Annotated in this window: 13 protein-coding genes; 2 read left to right on the top strand and 11 right to left on the bottom strand. The window is 73.2% G+C overall.

Annotated features, from left to right (window positions below):
- Positions 1-34 precede the first annotated feature (34 nt).
- Positions 35-1,345 carry an LLM class flavin-dependent oxidoreductase gene (locus tag F9B16_RS04710; RefSeq protein ID WP_151538576.1) on the top strand — a complete coding sequence of 437 codons (1,311 nt, stop codon included), beginning with the start codon at positions 35-37 and terminating at the stop codon, positions 1,343-1,345.
- A gap of 29 nt (positions 1,346-1,374) precedes the next feature.
- Here F9B16_RS04710 and F9B16_RS04705 read toward each other — a convergent pair whose 3' ends face one another.
- From F9B16_RS04705 to F9B16_RS04660, 10 genes are all read right to left on the bottom strand, one after another.
- A complete protein-coding gene (locus tag F9B16_RS04705; protein ID WP_151538575.1) occupies positions 1,375-2,805 on the bottom strand; it encodes an NtaA/DmoA family FMN-dependent monooxygenase in 1,431 nt (476 codons plus the stop codon).
- Complete coding sequence (locus F9B16_RS04700) at positions 2,802-4,466, bottom strand: dipeptide ABC transporter ATP-binding protein (RefSeq protein ID WP_151538574.1); 1,665 nt, start codon at positions 4,464-4,466, stop codon at positions 2,802-2,804. Before F9B16_RS04700 ends, F9B16_RS04705 begins: the two co-directional genes overlap by 4 nt.
- Positions 4,467-4,506: 40 nt before the next feature.
- Positions 4,507-5,388, bottom strand: a complete 882-nt coding sequence (locus F9B16_RS04695; protein WP_151538573.1) for an ABC transporter permease — start codon at positions 5,386-5,388, stop codon at positions 4,507-4,509.
- Positions 5,385-6,341 (bottom strand): ABC transporter permease, encoded by a 957-nt coding sequence (locus F9B16_RS04690; RefSeq protein ID WP_151538572.1) that lies wholly within the window; start codon positions 6,339-6,341, stop codon positions 5,385-5,387. The genes F9B16_RS04695 and F9B16_RS04690 overlap by 4 nt, the downstream gene beginning before the upstream one ends.
- A 2-nt stretch (positions 6,342-6,343) precedes the next feature.
- Positions 6,344-7,945: an ABC transporter substrate-binding protein gene (locus F9B16_RS04685; RefSeq protein WP_151538571.1), complete on the bottom strand. Its 1,602-nt coding sequence runs from the start codon at positions 7,943-7,945 to the stop codon at positions 6,344-6,346.
- Positions 7,946-7,974: 29 nt separating this feature from the next.
- A complete protein-coding gene (locus F9B16_RS04680; RefSeq protein WP_225991350.1) occupies positions 7,975-9,369 on the bottom strand; it encodes an NtaA/DmoA family FMN-dependent monooxygenase in 1,395 nt (464 codons plus the stop codon).
- 67 nt (positions 9,370-9,436) lie between these two features.
- Positions 9,437-10,636, bottom strand: a complete 1,200-nt coding sequence (locus tag F9B16_RS04675; protein ID WP_151538570.1) for a GNAT family N-acetyltransferase — start codon at positions 10,634-10,636, stop codon at positions 9,437-9,439.
- The gene (locus tag F9B16_RS04670; protein ID WP_151538569.1) at positions 10,633-11,931 is read right to left on the bottom strand and encodes an acyl-CoA dehydrogenase family protein; all 1,299 of its coding nucleotides are present in this window, start codon (positions 11,929-11,931) and stop codon (positions 10,633-10,635) included. The genes F9B16_RS04675 and F9B16_RS04670 overlap by 4 nt, the downstream gene beginning before the upstream one ends.
- Before the next feature lie 37 nt (positions 11,932-11,968).
- Entirely contained in the window at positions 11,969-13,099 is a 1,131-nt protein-coding gene (locus tag F9B16_RS04665; protein WP_151538568.1) for an LLM class flavin-dependent oxidoreductase, read from the bottom strand.
- A 42-nt stretch (positions 13,100-13,141) separates the two neighbouring features.
- Entirely contained in the window at positions 13,142-14,674 is a 1,533-nt protein-coding gene (locus F9B16_RS04660; RefSeq protein WP_151538567.1) for an APC family permease, read from the bottom strand.
- Between the two features lie 406 nt (positions 14,675-15,080).
- On the opposite strand from F9B16_RS04660, the gene F9B16_RS04655 reads away from it, so the two are divergent.
- On the top strand, positions 15,081-15,554 hold the full coding sequence (locus F9B16_RS04655) for a flavin reductase family protein (RefSeq protein ID WP_151538566.1): 474 nt from the start codon (positions 15,081-15,083) through the stop codon (positions 15,552-15,554).
- Between the two features lie 88 nt (positions 15,555-15,642).
- On the opposite strand, the gene F9B16_RS04650 is transcribed toward F9B16_RS04655, so the two are convergent.
- The gene (locus F9B16_RS04650) at positions 15,643-16,587 is read right to left on the bottom strand and encodes a TIGR03564 family F420-dependent LLM class oxidoreductase (protein WP_151538565.1); all 945 of its coding nucleotides are present in this window, start codon (positions 16,585-16,587) and stop codon (positions 15,643-15,645) included.
- Between the last annotated feature and the right edge of the window lie 5 nt (positions 16,588-16,592).

The following is a 16,592-nucleotide window of genomic DNA, read 5'->3' as shown; positions in this document are numbered from 1 at the left end:
AGTTTAGTATTAACGGTACCGAGGAGGAACGCTCGTGTCCGAACCCCGCACCGGCCATGTCCTGCTCGGCGTCAACGTCCTGGTCCTCGGCTACCTGCCCGCCGCGTGGCAGTCGCCCCGGCTCGGGCCGGACGCCTTCGTCGCTCCCGACTACTGGCGCACCATCGGGCGTCTCGCCGAGCGCGGCACGCTCGACGCCGTGTTCCTCGCCGACGGGCCCGCCCTCGGCGACCCGTCCTACGACGCCAACGCGGGCCGCCTGGAACCCACGGTCACCTGGGCGCACGTCGCGGCGGCCACGCGCGACGTCGGCCTGGTCGTCACCGCGTCCACCACCTTCAACGACCCGTTCGAGCTGGCCGAGCGGCTGCTGACCCTCGACCTGCTCTCCGGCGGGCGCGCCGGCTGGAACATCGTCACGACCCGCGGCGCCGCGGCCGCCCGCAACTTCGGCCTGCCCGACGTGCCCGGACGCGACGACCGCTACGACCGCGCCGAGGAGTTCGTCGAGGTGGTGCTCGCACTGTGGGAGTCCGCCCGCACCGGGGAGGCGGTCGACCACCACGGACGCTTCTTCGACCTGGCCGGACGCCTGCGGGTGCCGCCGTCGCCGCAGGGCCGTCCCGTGCTGCTGCAGGCGGGCGGCTCCCCGAAGGGCCGCCGGCTCGCCGGGCGGTTCGCCGAGGGCGTCTTCGCCGCCGAGCTGACCAAGGAGGGCGCGGTCGAGCACTACCGGCAGGTCAAGCGCAACGCCGTCGCGTCGGGCCGGCACTCCGACGACGTCAGGATCCTGCCGGGGCTGCTGCTCAGCCTCGGCAGCACCGAGGAGGAGGCCCGGCGGCGCAGCGACGAGCTGCACGACCTCGGGCCCGCGTCGTACTCGGCGCAGTGGCTGTCGCAGGCGATCGGGTTCGACGCGTCCACCCTGCCGCTGGACGAGCCGTTCCCCGAGGAGGTCCTCGCGGCCCCCGCCGACCCGCGGACCTTCACCGGCAGCCTGGGGTTCCGCGAGTCGATCGTCAAGCAGATCCGCCGGACGAACCCGACCGTCCGCGAGTACCTGCGGCAGACCCGCTACACCGGGTCGGGGCACGCGGGGTTCGTCGGGACGCCCGAGCAGCTCGCCGACCACATCGAAGACTGGTTCCGGTCCGGCGCGGTCGACGGCTTCAACCTCCAGCCCGACCGCCTCGTCGACGGGCTGGAGGTCATCGTCGACGAGGTCGTGCCGCTGCTGCGCAAGCGGGGCCTCTACCGGCACGAGTACGACACCCGTACGCTGCGGGAGCACTTCGCCGCGGCGTCGCCCACGCCCGGGCTCCCGGAGCTCGCTCTCCCCGCCTGACCGCCCTGGCGGCGGGCCGGTGCCGATCGTCAGCCTTCGGTGCCGGCGACGGCCGCGAGCGGGGGCGCCGCGGACGGGCGGCCGGCGAACGCGCCGCGGTAGCGCGCCGCGGGATGGTCGGCGGGCAGCAGCGGCGAGGACGCACCCGACAGCGCCTCGCGGAGCGTGCGGCCGGGCGCCTTCTCGCTGACGCGGCCCCGCTCGGCCAGGACGGGCGTCACGTGCTCGCCGAACGCCCGGTAGTCCTCGATCGCGACCGCTCCGGCGATGTTGAAGCCGTCGAGCCCCGACTCGTCGGCGAGCTCTTCGAGCCGGCCGGCGACCGTCGCGCCGCTTCCGACGATGGGCCGCCCGTAGCCGCCGACACCGTCCGGGGACGCGAACACGTCGCGGAGCGTCCACGCGGCGCCGGGGACGTCCTTGGTCAGGCTCGCGAGGATCGACCGGTTGCTCTCGGTCTCGATGTACTCCAGGGGCGCGTCGAGGTCGTACTGCCCCCAGTCGATGCCGGTGATGGCGGAGAAGTGGGCGATCGAGCCTTCGACGCTGCGGTAGCGCTGGTAGTCGCGCAGCTTGGCGCGGGCGGCCTCGTCGGTCGCGTCGGCGATGACGGTGACCAGGCCGATGAACCGGATCGCGCCGGGCCCCCGGCCCTCCAGCGCCGCGAGGCGCCTGATCTCCTCGATGTTGCGGCGCAGCGCCACCGGCTCGATCCCGGCCACGAACACCACCTCGGCGTTGCGGGCGGCGAACGCGCGCCCGCGCGGCGACGAGCCCGCCTGGAACAGCACCGGGGTGCGCTGCGCCGACGGCTCGGACAGGTGCGCGCTCGGCACCGAGAAGTACTCGCCGGAGTGCCCGATCGCGTGCACCTTCGACGGGTCGGCGTAGACGCCGCGCTCGCGGTCCTTGACCACCGCGCCGTCGTCCCAGGACCCCTCCCAGAGCTTGTAGGTGACGTCGAGGAACTCCTGCGCCAGCTCGTAGCGCCGGTCGTGGGGCAGCTGGCGTTCGAGGCCGAGGTTGCGCGCGGCGCTGTCGAGCTGGGACGTGACGATGTTCCAGCCGATCCGCCCGCGGGTGAGGTGGTCGAGCGTGGTGAACTTGCGGGCCAGCAGGTACGGCTGCTCGTAGGTCGTCGACACCGTGACGCCGATGCCCAGGGTGCTGGTGGCGGCGGCGATCGCGGACACCACCAGCAGCGGATCGTCCAGGGGTGTCTGGACGGCGTCGGTGAGCGCCCGGTCGGCCGACCGCTCGTAGGTGTCGAGCTGGCCGAGCGCGTCGGCGAGGAACAGCGCGTCGAAGCCGCCGTCCTCCAGCACCCGGCCGAGCTCGACCCAGTAGTCGACGTCGGTGTAGTCGCGCGCCGCCGGCGCGTGGCGGCGCCACAGGCCGAAGGCGAGGTGGCCCGCCGTGCTCATCTCGACGGCGTTGAGGATGAGCGGACGCGTGGTCATGAGATCTCCTTGGCTTCGTGCGCGGCGCCGATCGGGAGGACGGCGTCGAGCAGTGCGCGGGTGGCCGGATGGCGGTCCCCGGCGAACAGGTCGTCCACCGGGAAGGTCTCGACGAGCGATCCGTGCCGCATCACGCCGATGCGGTCGCAGACCGACTCGATCACCGCGAGGTCGTGGCCGATGAACACGTAGGTGAGGCCGAGCTCGTCCTTCAGATCGAAGAGCAGGTCCAGGATGCTCGCCTGCGTGGACACGTCGAGGGCGGACGTGGGCTCGTCGAGCACCAGCAGGTCGGGCTCCAGCGCGATGGCCCGGGCGATGCTCACCCGCTGGCGCTGCCCGCCGGAGAACTCGCGCGGGTAGCGGTCGGCGTGCGCGGCGTGCAGGCCGACCAGTTCCAGCGCCCGTGCCGTGAGGGCGGCGGCCTCGCGGCGGTTCGCGGCCTTCCCCAGCCGGACGAGCGGCCGGGCGATCTGGTCGCCCGCCGTGAGCCGCGGGTTCAGGGCGGTGGCCGCGTCCTGGAAGACGTACTGGAAGCGGCGCCGCAGGTCGCGGCGGCCCCGGGCGTCCGCCGCGGCGGCGTCCGCGCCGTCGAACAAGACCGACCCGGCGGTGGGCGGGAGCAGGGCGCCGGAGAGCCGGGCGAGCGTCGACTTGCCCGATCCGGACTCGCCGATGAGCCCGAACGTCTCGCCGCGCCGTACGCTCAGCGAGACGTCGCCGACGGCGCGGACCGTGGTCCGGTGGCGTCCGGTGCCGAAGCCGCCGAGGGCGAACTCCTTCGACACGCCCCGCAGTTCCAGGATCGCCTCATCGGATGACGGGCCGGCGGACCGCGCCGGGCGGGCGTGCCGGGCGGCAGACGGGCGGCCTCGCCCGATCTCGGGCACCGACGCGATGAGCGAGCGCGTGTAGGGGTGCGACGGTGCGTCCAGCACCCGCCGGGTCTCCCCCACCTCGACGATCTCGCCCTCGCGCATCACCGCGACGCGGGAGCCGGTGTGCGCGACCACGCCGAAGTCGTGCGTGATCAGCAGCACCGCCGTTCCGGTCTCGGCGGACAGGCCGAGCAGCAGGTCGAGGATCTGCTTCTGCACGGTGGCGTCCAGCGCCGTCGTCGGCTCGTCGGCGATGAGCAGGTCCGGGCCGGAGAGCGCGGCGAGCGCGATCATGACGCGCTGGCGCATGCCGCCGCTCAGCTCGTGCGGGTAGGAGCGCAGGACGCGGTCCGGGTCGGGGATGCCGACCCGCTCCAGCCACGTGCCCGCGACCCGTGCCGCCTCGCTCCGGGACACGCCCAGGTGCAGGCGGGCGGTGTCGCCGAGCTGGCTACCGACGGCGAACGAGGGATCGAGCGAGGTGACCGGGTTCTGGAAGATCATTCCGATGCCGGAGCCGCGGTGGGCGTTGAGCCGCCGCTCCGGCAGCCCGACCAGCTCGGTGCCGCGGAAGCGGACGCCGCCCGCGGTGACGCGGGCGTCGCGGGGCAGCAGCCCGAGGATCGCGGCGGCCGTCACGCTCTTGCCCGAGCCGGACTCGCCGACGAGCGCGAGCACCTCTCCCTCGCCGATCTCCAGGTCGACGCCCCGCACCGCCTCGATCCGGGCGCCGGGCAGCGCGAACTCGACGCTGAGGCCCTGCACGGTGAGCACGGCGTTCATTTCCGACCTCCGGGGTCTCGTGGCGCGGTCATGGTCCCGATCACGGGTTCAGGACGTCGCGCAGGCCGTCGCCGAGCCAGTTGAAGGCCAGCGCGACCAGCAGGACGGCGAGGGCGGGGAACGTGGCGACGCCGGGGCTGCCGGTGACCAGCACCTTGGCGCCCTCGGAGATCATCCGGCCCCAGTCCGCGTCGGGCGGCTGGACGCCGAGGCCGAGCGCGCTGAGGCTGGCGGTGAAGACGATGTTCACCCCGACCAGGCTCGTCCCGTAGATGACGACGGACGAGGCGAGGTTGGGCAGCACCTCGGTGCACACGATGGCCGCCTCGGAGGCGCCGAGCGAGCGCGCCGCCTCGACGTAGTCCTTCTCACGCTCGACGCGGGCCTCGGCGAAGACGATCCGGGCGACGTACGGGACGGCGCCGAACACGACGGTGCCGGCCAGGACCCACGCGCCCGGCCGGACGACCGCGGCGAGCGACAGGGCCACCAGGATCACCGGGAACGCGAACATCAGGTCGACCAGCCGCATCAGCGCACCGGACGCGCGGCGGCCCGCGAACGCGGCGAACAGCCCCACCGCCGTCCCGGCGACCAGGGCGGCGGTGACGGACACGACGGACACGACGAGCGCGGTCCGTCCGCCGTAGAGCAGGCGGCTCAGCACGTCCCGGCCCTGCTCGTCCGTGCCGAGCAGGTGCCCGGCCGATCCGGTGGGCGCCAGGACGCTCTCGGCGTCGGCGGCGTTCGGGTCGTGCGGCGCCAGCCACGGGGCCAGCACCGAGACCGCGACGACGGCGGCGATCACGGCGAACCCGAGCACGGCCTCCCGGTTGCGCGCGAACCGCGCGAGGGCGGAGCGCCGCGGCCGCGGCGGCGCCGTCGTCTCGGCGCCGGCGGCGGGGACGGTGGGCGCGCTCATGCGGCACCGTGCCTCAGCCGCGGGTTCAGCAGGTCCAGCACGACGTCGGTGGCGAGGTTGACGAGCACGAACGTCACCGCGACCAGCAGCACGCCCGACTGGATCACCGGGTAGTCCGACGCGGCGATGGCGTTGAGCAGGACGCTGCCGATGCCCGGCCAGGAGAAGATCGTCTCGACGAAGACCACCCCGGTGATCACCGAGCCGACGGTGAGCCCGGTGATGTTCACGATCGGCGGCAGGACGTTGCGGCCGACGTGCTTGCCGAGGATCGCGGCGCGGCCGAACCCCTGGGACCGGTAGGTGCGGACGTAGTCCGACCGCTCGCTCTCGATGACCGCCGCCCGGACGAACCGCGCGATGATCAGCGTCGACACCAGCGACGCGGCGAACGACGGCGCGACCAGGTGCAGCAGCAGGTCGCCGAAGCCGCCGTCGCCGCGCAGGTCGTGCATGCCGCCGGCGGGCAGCCACCGCCGCTCGACGGCGGTGAGGTAGATGATGATCAGACCGAGCCAGTAGATGGGCAGGTTGCTGCCGACCTGCACGAGCAGCATCGTGACCCGGTCGGCGAGCCGGCCGTGCCGGATCCCCGCCACGAAGCCGATCGCGACGCCGAGCACGACCGTCAGCAGCGTGGCGCCGGCGACGAGCAGCAGGGTGTTCCGGAAGGCCGGGAACACGATCCCGGAGACGGGGCTGCGCAGGCTGAGCGAGACGCCGCCGCCGTGCGCGACCATGTCCTTCAGCCAGCTCAGGTACTGCGCCCACGCCGGCCGGTCCAGCCCGTACGCCTGCCGGATCTGCTCGATCTGCGCGGGCGACATCTTCTGGCTGAGCGCGCCGCGGACGGGATCGGCCGGGCCCGCCTGCGAGATGAAGAACACCAGGAGGCTGATGACGAAGAGCAGCGGGACGACGTTCACCAACCGCCACAGGATCCGGCGCGCCATCGTCAGCTCGCCACCCAGGCCCTGGACAGGTCGTAGTGGTCCTGCTGCGGCCAGACGAACCCGCCGACGCGGGACGAGACGGCGTAGTAGCGGTTGAACGACAGCAGCGGGAGGATCGTGGCGTCCTTCGCCCACGCCTGCGCGGCGTCCTGCCACAGTCCTGCGGCCTTGGCCGGGTCGGCGTTGTGCGCGGCCGCCTCGATCGCCTTGTTCGTGGCCCCGCTGGTGTCGGAGTACTTGTCGCCGTCATGCGCGACCACGCTGTGGTCGTGCGCGATCTGCACCCAGTTCGCCGCGACGTAGCCCCACTCCCCCAGGTACATGCCGTCGGATGGGGTGAGGTTGGCGGTGCGGGTCCCGTAGGTGATCCACTCGAAGGACTCGACCTTCGCGTCGATGCCGACGGCCTTGAGTCCCTGCTGGATGAACTCGGCCGTGGGCTGCCCGGTCGTGTCGCTCAGGATCGTGAACTTGACCTGGCCGGGCCGGTAGCCGGCGTCGGCGATGAGCTTCTTCGCGGCCGCCGGGTCGTACGGGTGATCGACGGCGGAGGGGTCGTGGGCCTCGTTGCCCTGGTTGATGATCGAGGTCGCCGCCTCGGCGTAGCCCTTGTAGATCTTGGCGGCGAGCTGCTTGCGGTCGACGGCCTGGGCGATGGCCTGCCGGACGCGCTTGTCCCGCAGGTAGGGGTTCTGGAAGTTGTAGCTGTAGTAGATGATCTGCGGGACGTTCGTGTTCTCCGGGACGGTGAAGCCGGCCTTCTCCAGCGACGCCACCGAGTCCGGCGGGACGCGGCTGATGAGGTCGACGGCGCCGCTGCGCAGCGCGGCGACCCGGCTCTGGTCGTCGCCGACCGGCTTGAAGACCACTTTGTCGAGGTGCGGGCGGGCGCCCCAGTAGCGGGTGTTGCGCACCAGCGTCGTGTGGTCGCCGCGGACCCGCTCCTGGAAGGTGAACGGACCGGTGCCCACCGGGTGGTCGGCGAGGCCGTCCTGCCCGTACTTCTTCAGCGCGGCGGGGCTGAAGATGCCGGAGGCGGCGTTGCCGCTGTTCGGGATCTGCCGGAGGAAGTCCAGGAACGGGTGCTTGAAGGTGTACCGCACCGTGTGGTCGTCGACGACCTTGAAGGAGTCGAGGTCGCCGTAGACCAGCGACATGGTGGCGGCGCTGACCTTGTCGTAGTACGTGAACGTCGGGTCGGTGAAGCGGCGGACGTTGAACCGGACGGCTTCGGCGTCGAACGGCGTCCCGTCGCTGAACTTCACGCCCTGCCGCAGGGTGAACGTGTAGGTCCTGGCGTCGTCGCTCACCTTCCACGACGTCGCCAGCCTGGGCACGATCTTCGGCACGCCGGTGGGCGAGGACAGGTCCTCGTCGACGAGGGTCTCGTAGATGTTGCGGTCGATGCGCCAGGTCTCCCAGGAGTACTGGCGGTTCGGGTCGAACTGCGTCACCTCCTGGTACTGGCCGACGATGAGGGTGCCGCCGTCGCGGGGCCGGGAGCCCGCCGCGGCGCCGCTCCCCGACCCGCCGCACGCGGACAGGAGGAGGGCCGATCCGGCGAGCACGGCGGTCCACGCGAGCGCGGCGTGCCGAGAGGGCATGGGCAAATTCTTCATTTTTCCTACCGTTTTTATCGAGTAGCGGCCGGACGAAGGGCGCGGTGGCGGAAGGCGGTGCCCGGATGGTCGTCGGGGAGCCGCGGGCCCGTGCCGAACAGCGCGTCGCGCACGGACCGCGGCGCGCCGCGCTCCCGCACCCGGCCCCGCCGGTCCAGCTCCGGGACGAGGTGCTCGGCGAGGTCGTCGAAGCTGCCCGGGGTCACCAGGTAGACGAAGTTGAACCCGTCGACGCCCGTCCTCGCGGCGTAGTCCTCCAGCGCGCCGGCGACGGTGGACGGTCCGCCCACCAGCGCGTCCCCGCCGAACCCGCCCAGCCCGTCGACGTAGTCGCGCAGCGTGAGCCGCGCGCGGACGGCGGGGTCGGCGACGGAGGCCAGCACCGAGCGGCTGGCGTCGGTGTCGAACTCGCCGATCGGCCGGTCGAGGTCGTGCCCGGACCAGTCGACGCCGCTGAGCGCCGACAACAGCACCAGGCCGCCGCGCGTGTCGCGGAACCGGCGCAGGTCGCGGGCCTTGGCCTCGGCGGCGCGGTCGTTCTCGTCGACGACCACGGTGACGGAGGTGATGAACTTGATGTGCTCGGGCCTGCGGCCGAGTTCCACCGCGCGGCGCCGGATGTCGTCGATGTTGCGGCGCAGCGCCTCGGGTCGGGGGTCGGCGGCGAACACGAGCTCGGCGTTGCGCGCCGCGAACGCGCGACCCGCGGCCGACGTGCCCGCCTGCAGCAGCAGCGGCGTCCGCTGCGGCGACGGTTCGACGAGATGGGCGCCGGGGACGGAGAAGTACCGCCCGGCATGACCGATGCCGTGGACCCGGTCGGGGTCGGTGAAGACGCCGCCGTCGCGGTCGCGCAGGACCGCGCCGTCCTCCCACGACCCCTCCCAGAGCTTGTACACGACCTCCAGGAACTCCTGGGCGATCGCGTACCGCTCGTCGTGGCCGATCTGGCGTTCGCGGGCGATGATGTTGCGCGCCGCGCTGTCCAGCAGCGACGTGACGATGTTCCAGCCGATCCGGCCGCCGGTCAGGTGGTCGAGCGTACTGAACTTGCGGGCGAGCAGGTACGGGTACTCGTAGGTCGTCGACACCGTGACGCCGAACCCGAGGCGCTCGGTCGCGGCCGCCATCGCGGAGACGACGAGCAGCGGGTCGGTCACCGGGGTCTGCACGGCGCGGGCGAGCGCCTCGCGGGCGTTCCCTCCGTACACGTCGAGCTGGCCCACCGCGTCGGCGATGAACAGCAGGTCGAACCCGCCCGCCTCCAGGCGCCGGGCGAGGTCGACCCAGTAGGACAGCTCGGTGTAGCCGGCCGTCCGGTCGTCCGGGTGCCGCCAGAGGCCGGTGTTGCCGTGCGACACGGTCGACATGGTGAACGCCGAGAGGATGAACGGATCGGGCCGGGTCACGGCAGGTCACCGCCTTTCACGAGCGTCGGGACGGGGAGGGCGGCGCGCACGCCGGGGCGTCCGGGCATCAGAAGACCGTGCCCGAGAACGGCAGCGCGTCGACCGCGAAGAGCGCGTCGATCCGGCCGACGGCGCCGGGGTCGTGGACGGCCACCCGCCCGGTCGCCGCCAGGTGCCGCCAGCGCGTCCCGCCCAGGTAGGCCGCCGCCAGCGTCGCGACGTCGGTGCCGAGGTCCGCGGCCGCGGTCGTGCGCGTAACGCCCTTCGGCCCGATCTCGTAGGCGCCGTCGTTGCCGGGCAGCAGCGGGTCGCTCACCTGAAGCACCACCGTTTCCTCGCTTCCGTATGCGCGCGCCTCCAGGGCCGCTCCGACATCGACCAGCCGCAGCCAGGTCTCGTCGCGGGGCGGCCCGAGTGCGACCGAGCGGCGGTCGGTGACGGCCAGCGGCAGCGGGTCGTCCAGGGCCAGGGAGTCGAACGCGACGACGTCGATCAGGTCCAGCGAAAACAGATGGCGCCACAGCCCGGCGCGCGCGCCGTCGTTGAGCGCGACGAAGTCGGTGACCGCCACCACCCGCTCGGAGCTGGTGAACCAGCCCGACGTGTCCAGCGGATGGTAGATCGCGTACCCGTCGTCCACGCCGCCGGTGCTGTGGACGGCGACGTAGTGCGCCACCGTGTCGGACTCGCGGAGCCGTTGCTGCAGCCTCCACCAGCCGTCCGGCCGGTCGATCGCGCCGGTCCACGCGGCCCGCTCGTAGACGCCGGCCAGCAGTTCGACGGTGGCCGTCCGGTCGGCGAGCCGGACCTTCCCGCCCGCCGGGACCTCCGGACGCAGCCGTGCCCGGTCCAGGGTCACGCGCGCCGGCTGCGCCGAGGACGCCACGCCGTACCCGAAGCGTTCGTAGATGACCGCCTCGGACGCGCGCAGCGTGGCGACGGCCTCGCCCCGGCCGGCGGCGTCGCGGAGCTGCCGCTCCATGAGCCGGCTGACGATGCCCCGGCGCCGGTGCGTCGGCAGCACGCCGACATGGGTCACCGCCGCGTGCGGGACGCGGGCGCCGCCCGGGACGACGAGCCGGCTGGTGTAGGAGTCGGCGCCGGCCACCACCTCGCCGCCGTCGAGGGCGCCGAGGTAGCGGCCCGCCTCCGTGATCTCCGTGGCGTCGACGTCCCGGAAGGGCAGGCCGACCATGGCGCGCAGGAAGACCCGGAACGCCGCGTTGACCTCGTCGGGCGCCGTCAGCGTGCGGAACTCGACGCTCATCGCTCCGCGGCTTCCGTGCCGGCCGCGGCGGTCGCGGTGTCCGCCGCAGCGCCCTGCGTGGCGTCCGCCGCCTTGGCGAGGTCGGCGAACTGCCGGGGCCGCGGCAGCTCGCCGGTCAGGACGTGGCGGCCGATCTCGCGCTGCCGGTAGGGCAGCGGGTCGTGCGTGGTGTGCGTGCGGGCGTTGCGCCAGTAGATGTCGAGCCCGACCGCGTTCGCCGTGGAGCGCGCGCCGGTCGCCTGGTAGATGTTGTGCGTGACGTCCAGGACCGTCTCGGTCGTGACGGCCTTGGCCTGGTCGATGAGGATCGCCAGCCGCCCCCACCGCTCCTCGGTCAGGTCCGCGCCGAGCGCGAGCGCGGCCTCGAACTCCTCGCTCGCCGCGTCGGCGAGGGCGGTCGCGGCGGCGAGCGACGCCGACAGCCGGCCGAGCAGCTGCAGGTGGTAGGGGTCCTCGGTGACGTCCCGGCTGGTCGCCTCCGGCCAGGGCCGGCCCTTCTCGCGCACGTACCGCGCCGCCGCCTGCAGCGCCCCGTCGGCGATGCCGGCGTACAGGTGCGCGAAGATCAGCTGGCTGAACAGTCCGCGCAGGCCGTCGCGCCGCCGGTCGGCCTCGCCGTTGCCGAGGCCGGCGAGGACCTCGTCGGCGTGCGCGACGACGCCGTCGAACGTGACGCTCCCGCTCGCGGTCAGCCGCTGGCCGAGGTTGTCCCAGTCGTCGCCGAAGGCGAGGCCGGGACGGTCGGGCGGGATGACGACGTTCACCGGCTCGTCGCCGTAGAGCAGCACGGTGATCAGGTCGGCGACGGCGACGCCGGTCGCGAACGTCCGCCGGCCGGTGATCCGGTAGCCGTCGCCGTCGCGCTCCACGGTGACGCCGGGGTCGCGCGGGTTGCTGACGCTGCCCTGGAACCAGCCCTCGGTACCGACGCCGCGGGCGATGCGCTCCCGCTGCTCGGGAGTGCCGAGGATGTGCGTCCAGACGCCGTTGGAGTAGTGGTAGGTCAGCAGCTGACCGATCGAGCCGTCCGCCGCGGAGATGATCCGCGACAGCTTGAGCGCCTGCGTCAGGCTGCCGCCTCCCCCGCCGAGCTCGCGGGGCGCCGCGAAGCCGAGCAGGCCGGCCTCGCGGAGCAGGCGCAGCTCCGCCACGGGGTCCTGGTTGGCCCGGTCCCGGGCGAGCGCGGTCTCGGCGAGCTCCGCGGCGACGCGTTCGGCCACCGAGGTCCAGGTGGCGAACTCCTCGTCGGTGACACCGGCGTAGTAGGCGATGTCGACGGCGGGTTCTGCGGTCATGTCGGTCCTTTTCGGGTGTGAAGTGGGCGAAGCGATGTCAAGGGCGCGCCGCGGGCGCGGCGGCGGGCGCGACGAGTCCGCGGCTCCGCAGCTCGGCGGCGGCGCCCTCGGCGAAGTGGTAGGCCTCTTCCAGGTGCGGTTGCCCGGAGAGGATGAAGTGGTCGATGCCGAGGTCGTGGTACTCCTCGATCCGGTCGGCGACTTCCCGGTGGCTGCCGACGATCGCGGTGCCCGCGCCCCCGCGGACCAGGCCGTAGCCGGCCCAGATGTTCGGGTACACCTCCAGGTTCCGGCGGTCTCCGCCGTGCAGCGCGAGCATCCGGCGCTGCCCGACGGACTCGCTGGCCGCGAGCGCCTCCTGCGTCGCGCGGACGCGGGACTCGTCGATCCGGTCGAGCAGCCGGCCGGCCTCCGCCCACGCCTCGGCCGAGGTGTCGCGGCCGAGCACGTGGAAGCGGATCCCGAACGACAGCGTGCGGCCCGCCTCCTCGGCCAGCCCGCGCATCCGCTTCAGGCGTTCGGCGATCTGCGCCGGCGTCTCGCCCCACGCGAGGTAGGTGTCGACGGTCCGCGCCGCGACCTTCTCCGCCGCCGGGCTCGCGCCGCCGAAGAAGACGGGCGGCGGCGCGTACGACGCGAACGGGATCGCCGCCCCCTCGACGTCGAAGTGCTCGCCGTGGAAGTCGAAGGGCTCCGCGGCGTCGGCGACGCCGCGGAAGACCCGCAGGAACTCCTCCGTCCGCTCGTAGCGCCGGTCGTGGTCGAGGTGGTCGCCGAAGCGCCGCTGCTCCACCGAGTCGCCGCCCGTGACGATGTTGATCAGCAGGCGTCCGCCCGACATCCGCTGGAACGTCGCGGCCTGGTGTGCGGCGAGCGTCGGCGAGACCAGCCCGGGCCGGAACGCGACCAGGAACTTCAGCCGGCTCGTGACCGCCGACAGCGCGGCGGTCGTGATCCAGGCGTCCTCGCACCACGTCCCGGTCGGGGTGAGGACCGCCTCGAAGCCGAGCTGCTCGGCGGCGCGGGCGATGCCGCCGAGGTACTCGACGGTCGGCGGGCGGAAGCCGGACCGGACGGCGGACAGCGTCCGCTGCGAGCCGTCGCCGGAGCCGACGATGTCGCGGTTGTCGCCGTTCGTCGGCAGGTACCAGTGCAGGTGGATGGGCACGGTCTGATCCCTCGTTCTCGGTGGGCGGGTGGGGCGCGCCGGTCACTCCGGCGCGGGTCGGGTGCTCCTCCCGGCGCGGGCGGCGTCGAGGATGCCGAGGGCGGCGAGGCGCTCCCGCTCGGCCTCCGACAGCGTCTGGATCGATCCCACCCGCGCGGCGACGTCCGGCCGGCGGGCGCGCAGCCACAGGTAGCGGGCGAGACCTGCGGCGATCAGCAGCAGGAACACGTAGGGCAGGTACCGGTAGGCGCCCTCGGGAACCGGGACCAGGTTCTTGTAGATGACGTAGCCGATGCCGAGGACAGCGAGGACGGACACCGCCAGGCCGGCGGGCGTCAGCGACCTGATCCTGCGCAGCCACAGCGGGGTGGCGATCGCCACCAGCAGGTACGCGAAGAGGTAGGAGTAGCTGGAGACGATGCTGACGTAGACGTCCCACTTGAACCGGCCGACGTCGCTGACGGTGCCGATCAGGCCGACCGCGAAGCCGACGAGGCTCACGAACGCGATCGCGACGTGCGGGGTGCGGAAGCCGGCGTGCACGCGTCCGAGCGCGCCCGGCAGGGCCCGCTCGCGCGCGAGGGTGAACAGGCTGCGCGCACCGGAGTTGATGACCGCCGAGGAGAACACGATCATCGCGGTGCCGAGCGACAGGTCGACGACGTAGGTCACCCAGTGGACGCCGGCGTTCTGCGCGACGACCGGCAGCGGGGTGCCGTCGGCGTCCAGCTTGTGCGGCCCCTGGAAGCCGAGCACCTCCGGATAGGTCGCGATCAGGTAGACCAGCGACAGGCCGATGACCAGCCGCAGGATCGCGCGTGGAACGTTCCGGTGGGCGTCCCTGGCCTCGTGGCCGAGCGACGCGGCGCTCTCGAAGCCGGCGTACGAGCCGACGGCGGTGACCGCGGCGATCAGCGTGACGCTGCGGCCGAGGTGGTCCAGGCCGAACTGACCGGAGTCGACGTGCGCGCCGTAGTGGACGTACGAGGCGACGAGGATGACGGAGATCGCCAGCAGCGAGACGACCTCGAAGGCGAGGCCCGCCTTCACCGACAGGCTCACCCCGCGGTAGGGGATGAGGAACGCCGCGGCCGACGCGAGCACGAGCAGCAGCACCTTGACCGCGAGGTGGTCGGTGTGCAGGCCGATCTCCTGCAGGAACGAGTTGAAGTACAGGACGGCGCCGAGCACGCCGCCGGCGGCGAACCCGATGTAGCCGATGACGAGCGCCCAGCCGGTGACGAAGGCCGCGGCGGGCCCGAGGCCGTTGCCGGCGTAGGTGCCGAGCGATCCGGACGACACCGTCCGGCGGGCCTGCAGCGCGATCACCGCGGCGATGAGGTACGCGAGGACACCGCCGACGATGGCCGCCCAGAAGGCGCCCATCCCGGCGACGAGGAACAGCGAGCCGGGCACCCCGGCGATCGCGACGCTGGGCGCGGCGGCGGCCAGGCCCTGGGCGAAGACGCCGAGGCCGGACACGGCGTCCGTGGGGAGTTCACCGGCCGGGGTGGCCGGGGCGGGCCGCGGAGAAGGCGGCCGGTCTGCGTGCAGGGTCGATTCGTCTGTGGTCATGGTGAGGAGACCTCTCGGTGCTGTCCGGAGAAGGGGGTCGGCGGGGCACGCGCCATTGGCACGCCGCACACACCTGGGTGGGACGACGGCGTAGACGGGACTGGGAGCCGTAAGACCGGGAGGTTCAGCGACAGCGCGAACCGAACAGGCGGCACAAGTCGAGGTACCGCCGACCGTAGAGGTCAGCTGCCTGGGACACGGCGAGGAGATTACCCTAAAACAGACCGGTTTAGTAGAGATTAAGGCCACTCCCCGATCGCCCGCCCTCCGCGCCCACCAGCGCGGAGGGCGCCCGCACCCCGGGATCCGAGCGGACGTGGCGTTGACCGAAAGCCCGGCGAACCCTCACAATCCTAACTATGCAAGTCGGAATAGTAGGGAATTCGACGCCGGAGGGGGCATCACGATGACGACGCTCTGCTTGGAGCTGCGCCGCGTCTATGGCGCCTACCCGACCGGGGTGGCGGTGGTGGCGGGCCTGGCCGGCGGGCGCCCGGCCGGCATCGCCGCGAGCTCGTTCGTCCCGGTGTCCCTGGACCCGCCGCTCGTGTCGGTGTGCGTCGCGCACACCTCCACGACGTGGCCGCTGCTGCGTGATTCGCCGCGCATCGGCATCAGCGTGCTCGGCGCCCACCAGGAACATGTGGGCCGGCGGCTGGGCGCCCGCACCGGCGATCGGTTCGCCGGTGTGGCCTGGCGCTCCACCGCGGACGGCTCCGTGCTGATCGAAGGCGCGTCCGCCTGGTACGACTGCACCGTCGAGCAGCAGGTCCGCTCAGGCGACCACGACATCGTCGTCTTCCGCGTCCACGACCTCGACGCGGCCGCGGACGTCCCGCCGCTGGTCTTCCACGCGGGTGCCTTCCGCAGGCTCGGCTGAGCGTTCCACGGTCGCGCTGGAACGCTCCATCAGCGCTGCGGGAGGTGGCGGCCCGCCACCGCGAGGGAAGCGTTCACCGCCGGCGGGTTCACAGGCGACCGTCGGCGGGCGCGGATCGGGAGGCCAGATACTCCAGCGTGCGCAGCCGTTCCTCCTCGGTCACGAAACCCGACATGTTCGCCACCAGGTGCGTCACCCCCGCGTCGACCAGCCGGGCGAGGCTCTGGTCGAGAACGCGCTCGTCCCCGATCAGCGCGACGTCCGCCGGCGAGGCCGCGCCCTCCCTGTCGAGGACGTTGCGGTAGGCCGGCACCGCCGCGTAGAAGCCGAGCGCCGCGGCGGCCCGGTCGCGTGCGGCCTCCGCGTCGTCGGTGAGGCACACGGGAAGGCTCGCGACCACCGCCGGGGCGGGACGTCCCGCGGCGGCCTTGTCCAGGGCGGGACGGATGTGGCCGGCGATGGTCCGCGGCCCGGCCAGCCAGGTGACGGTGCCGCCGGCCAGCTCCCCCGCGGCCCGCAGCATCGCCGGGCCCATCGCCGCGACGAGCACCGGCGGCGGCCCGGCCCCGGGCACGTCCGCGGGCCATCCCCGGGTGTCGGCGGTCACCGTCCGGCCGTGGAAGCCGGCCTCGCCCCGCGTCAGCAACGGCTGGAGGGCTTCGAGGTACTCGCGCATCCGCAGCGCCGGCCGGTCGAAGGAGATCCCGTAGCGGTCCTCCGCGGTGGCGCGGTGCCCGACGCCGAGCCCGAGGCACAGCCGTCCGCCCACCGCCACCTGGGTGGTCTTGGCCTGGCTGGACATGGCGATGGGGTGGCGGGAATGGACGGCCACGACCGCGGTACCGAGGAGGACGGACGGCACCCGGGCGCCGATCGCGGCCCAGGCGGTCAGCGCGTCGATGTCGTACACCTGCCCGAGCCACAGCGAGGCCATGCCCGCGGCCGCCGCCTCGCGCGCCCGGCCGAGCAGGTCGGCCAGCGCGTCGGGGACGTCGGGGACCGGTGGAGCCAGAGCCAGTCCGATGGGGATCATGCGCG

The organism is Actinomadura montaniterrae, from assembly GCF_008923365.1.
Lineage (GTDB): Bacteria > Actinomycetota > Actinomycetes > Streptosporangiales > Streptosporangiaceae > Spirillospora > Spirillospora montaniterrae.
This window is presented reverse-complemented; position numbering and strand designations above follow the sequence as displayed.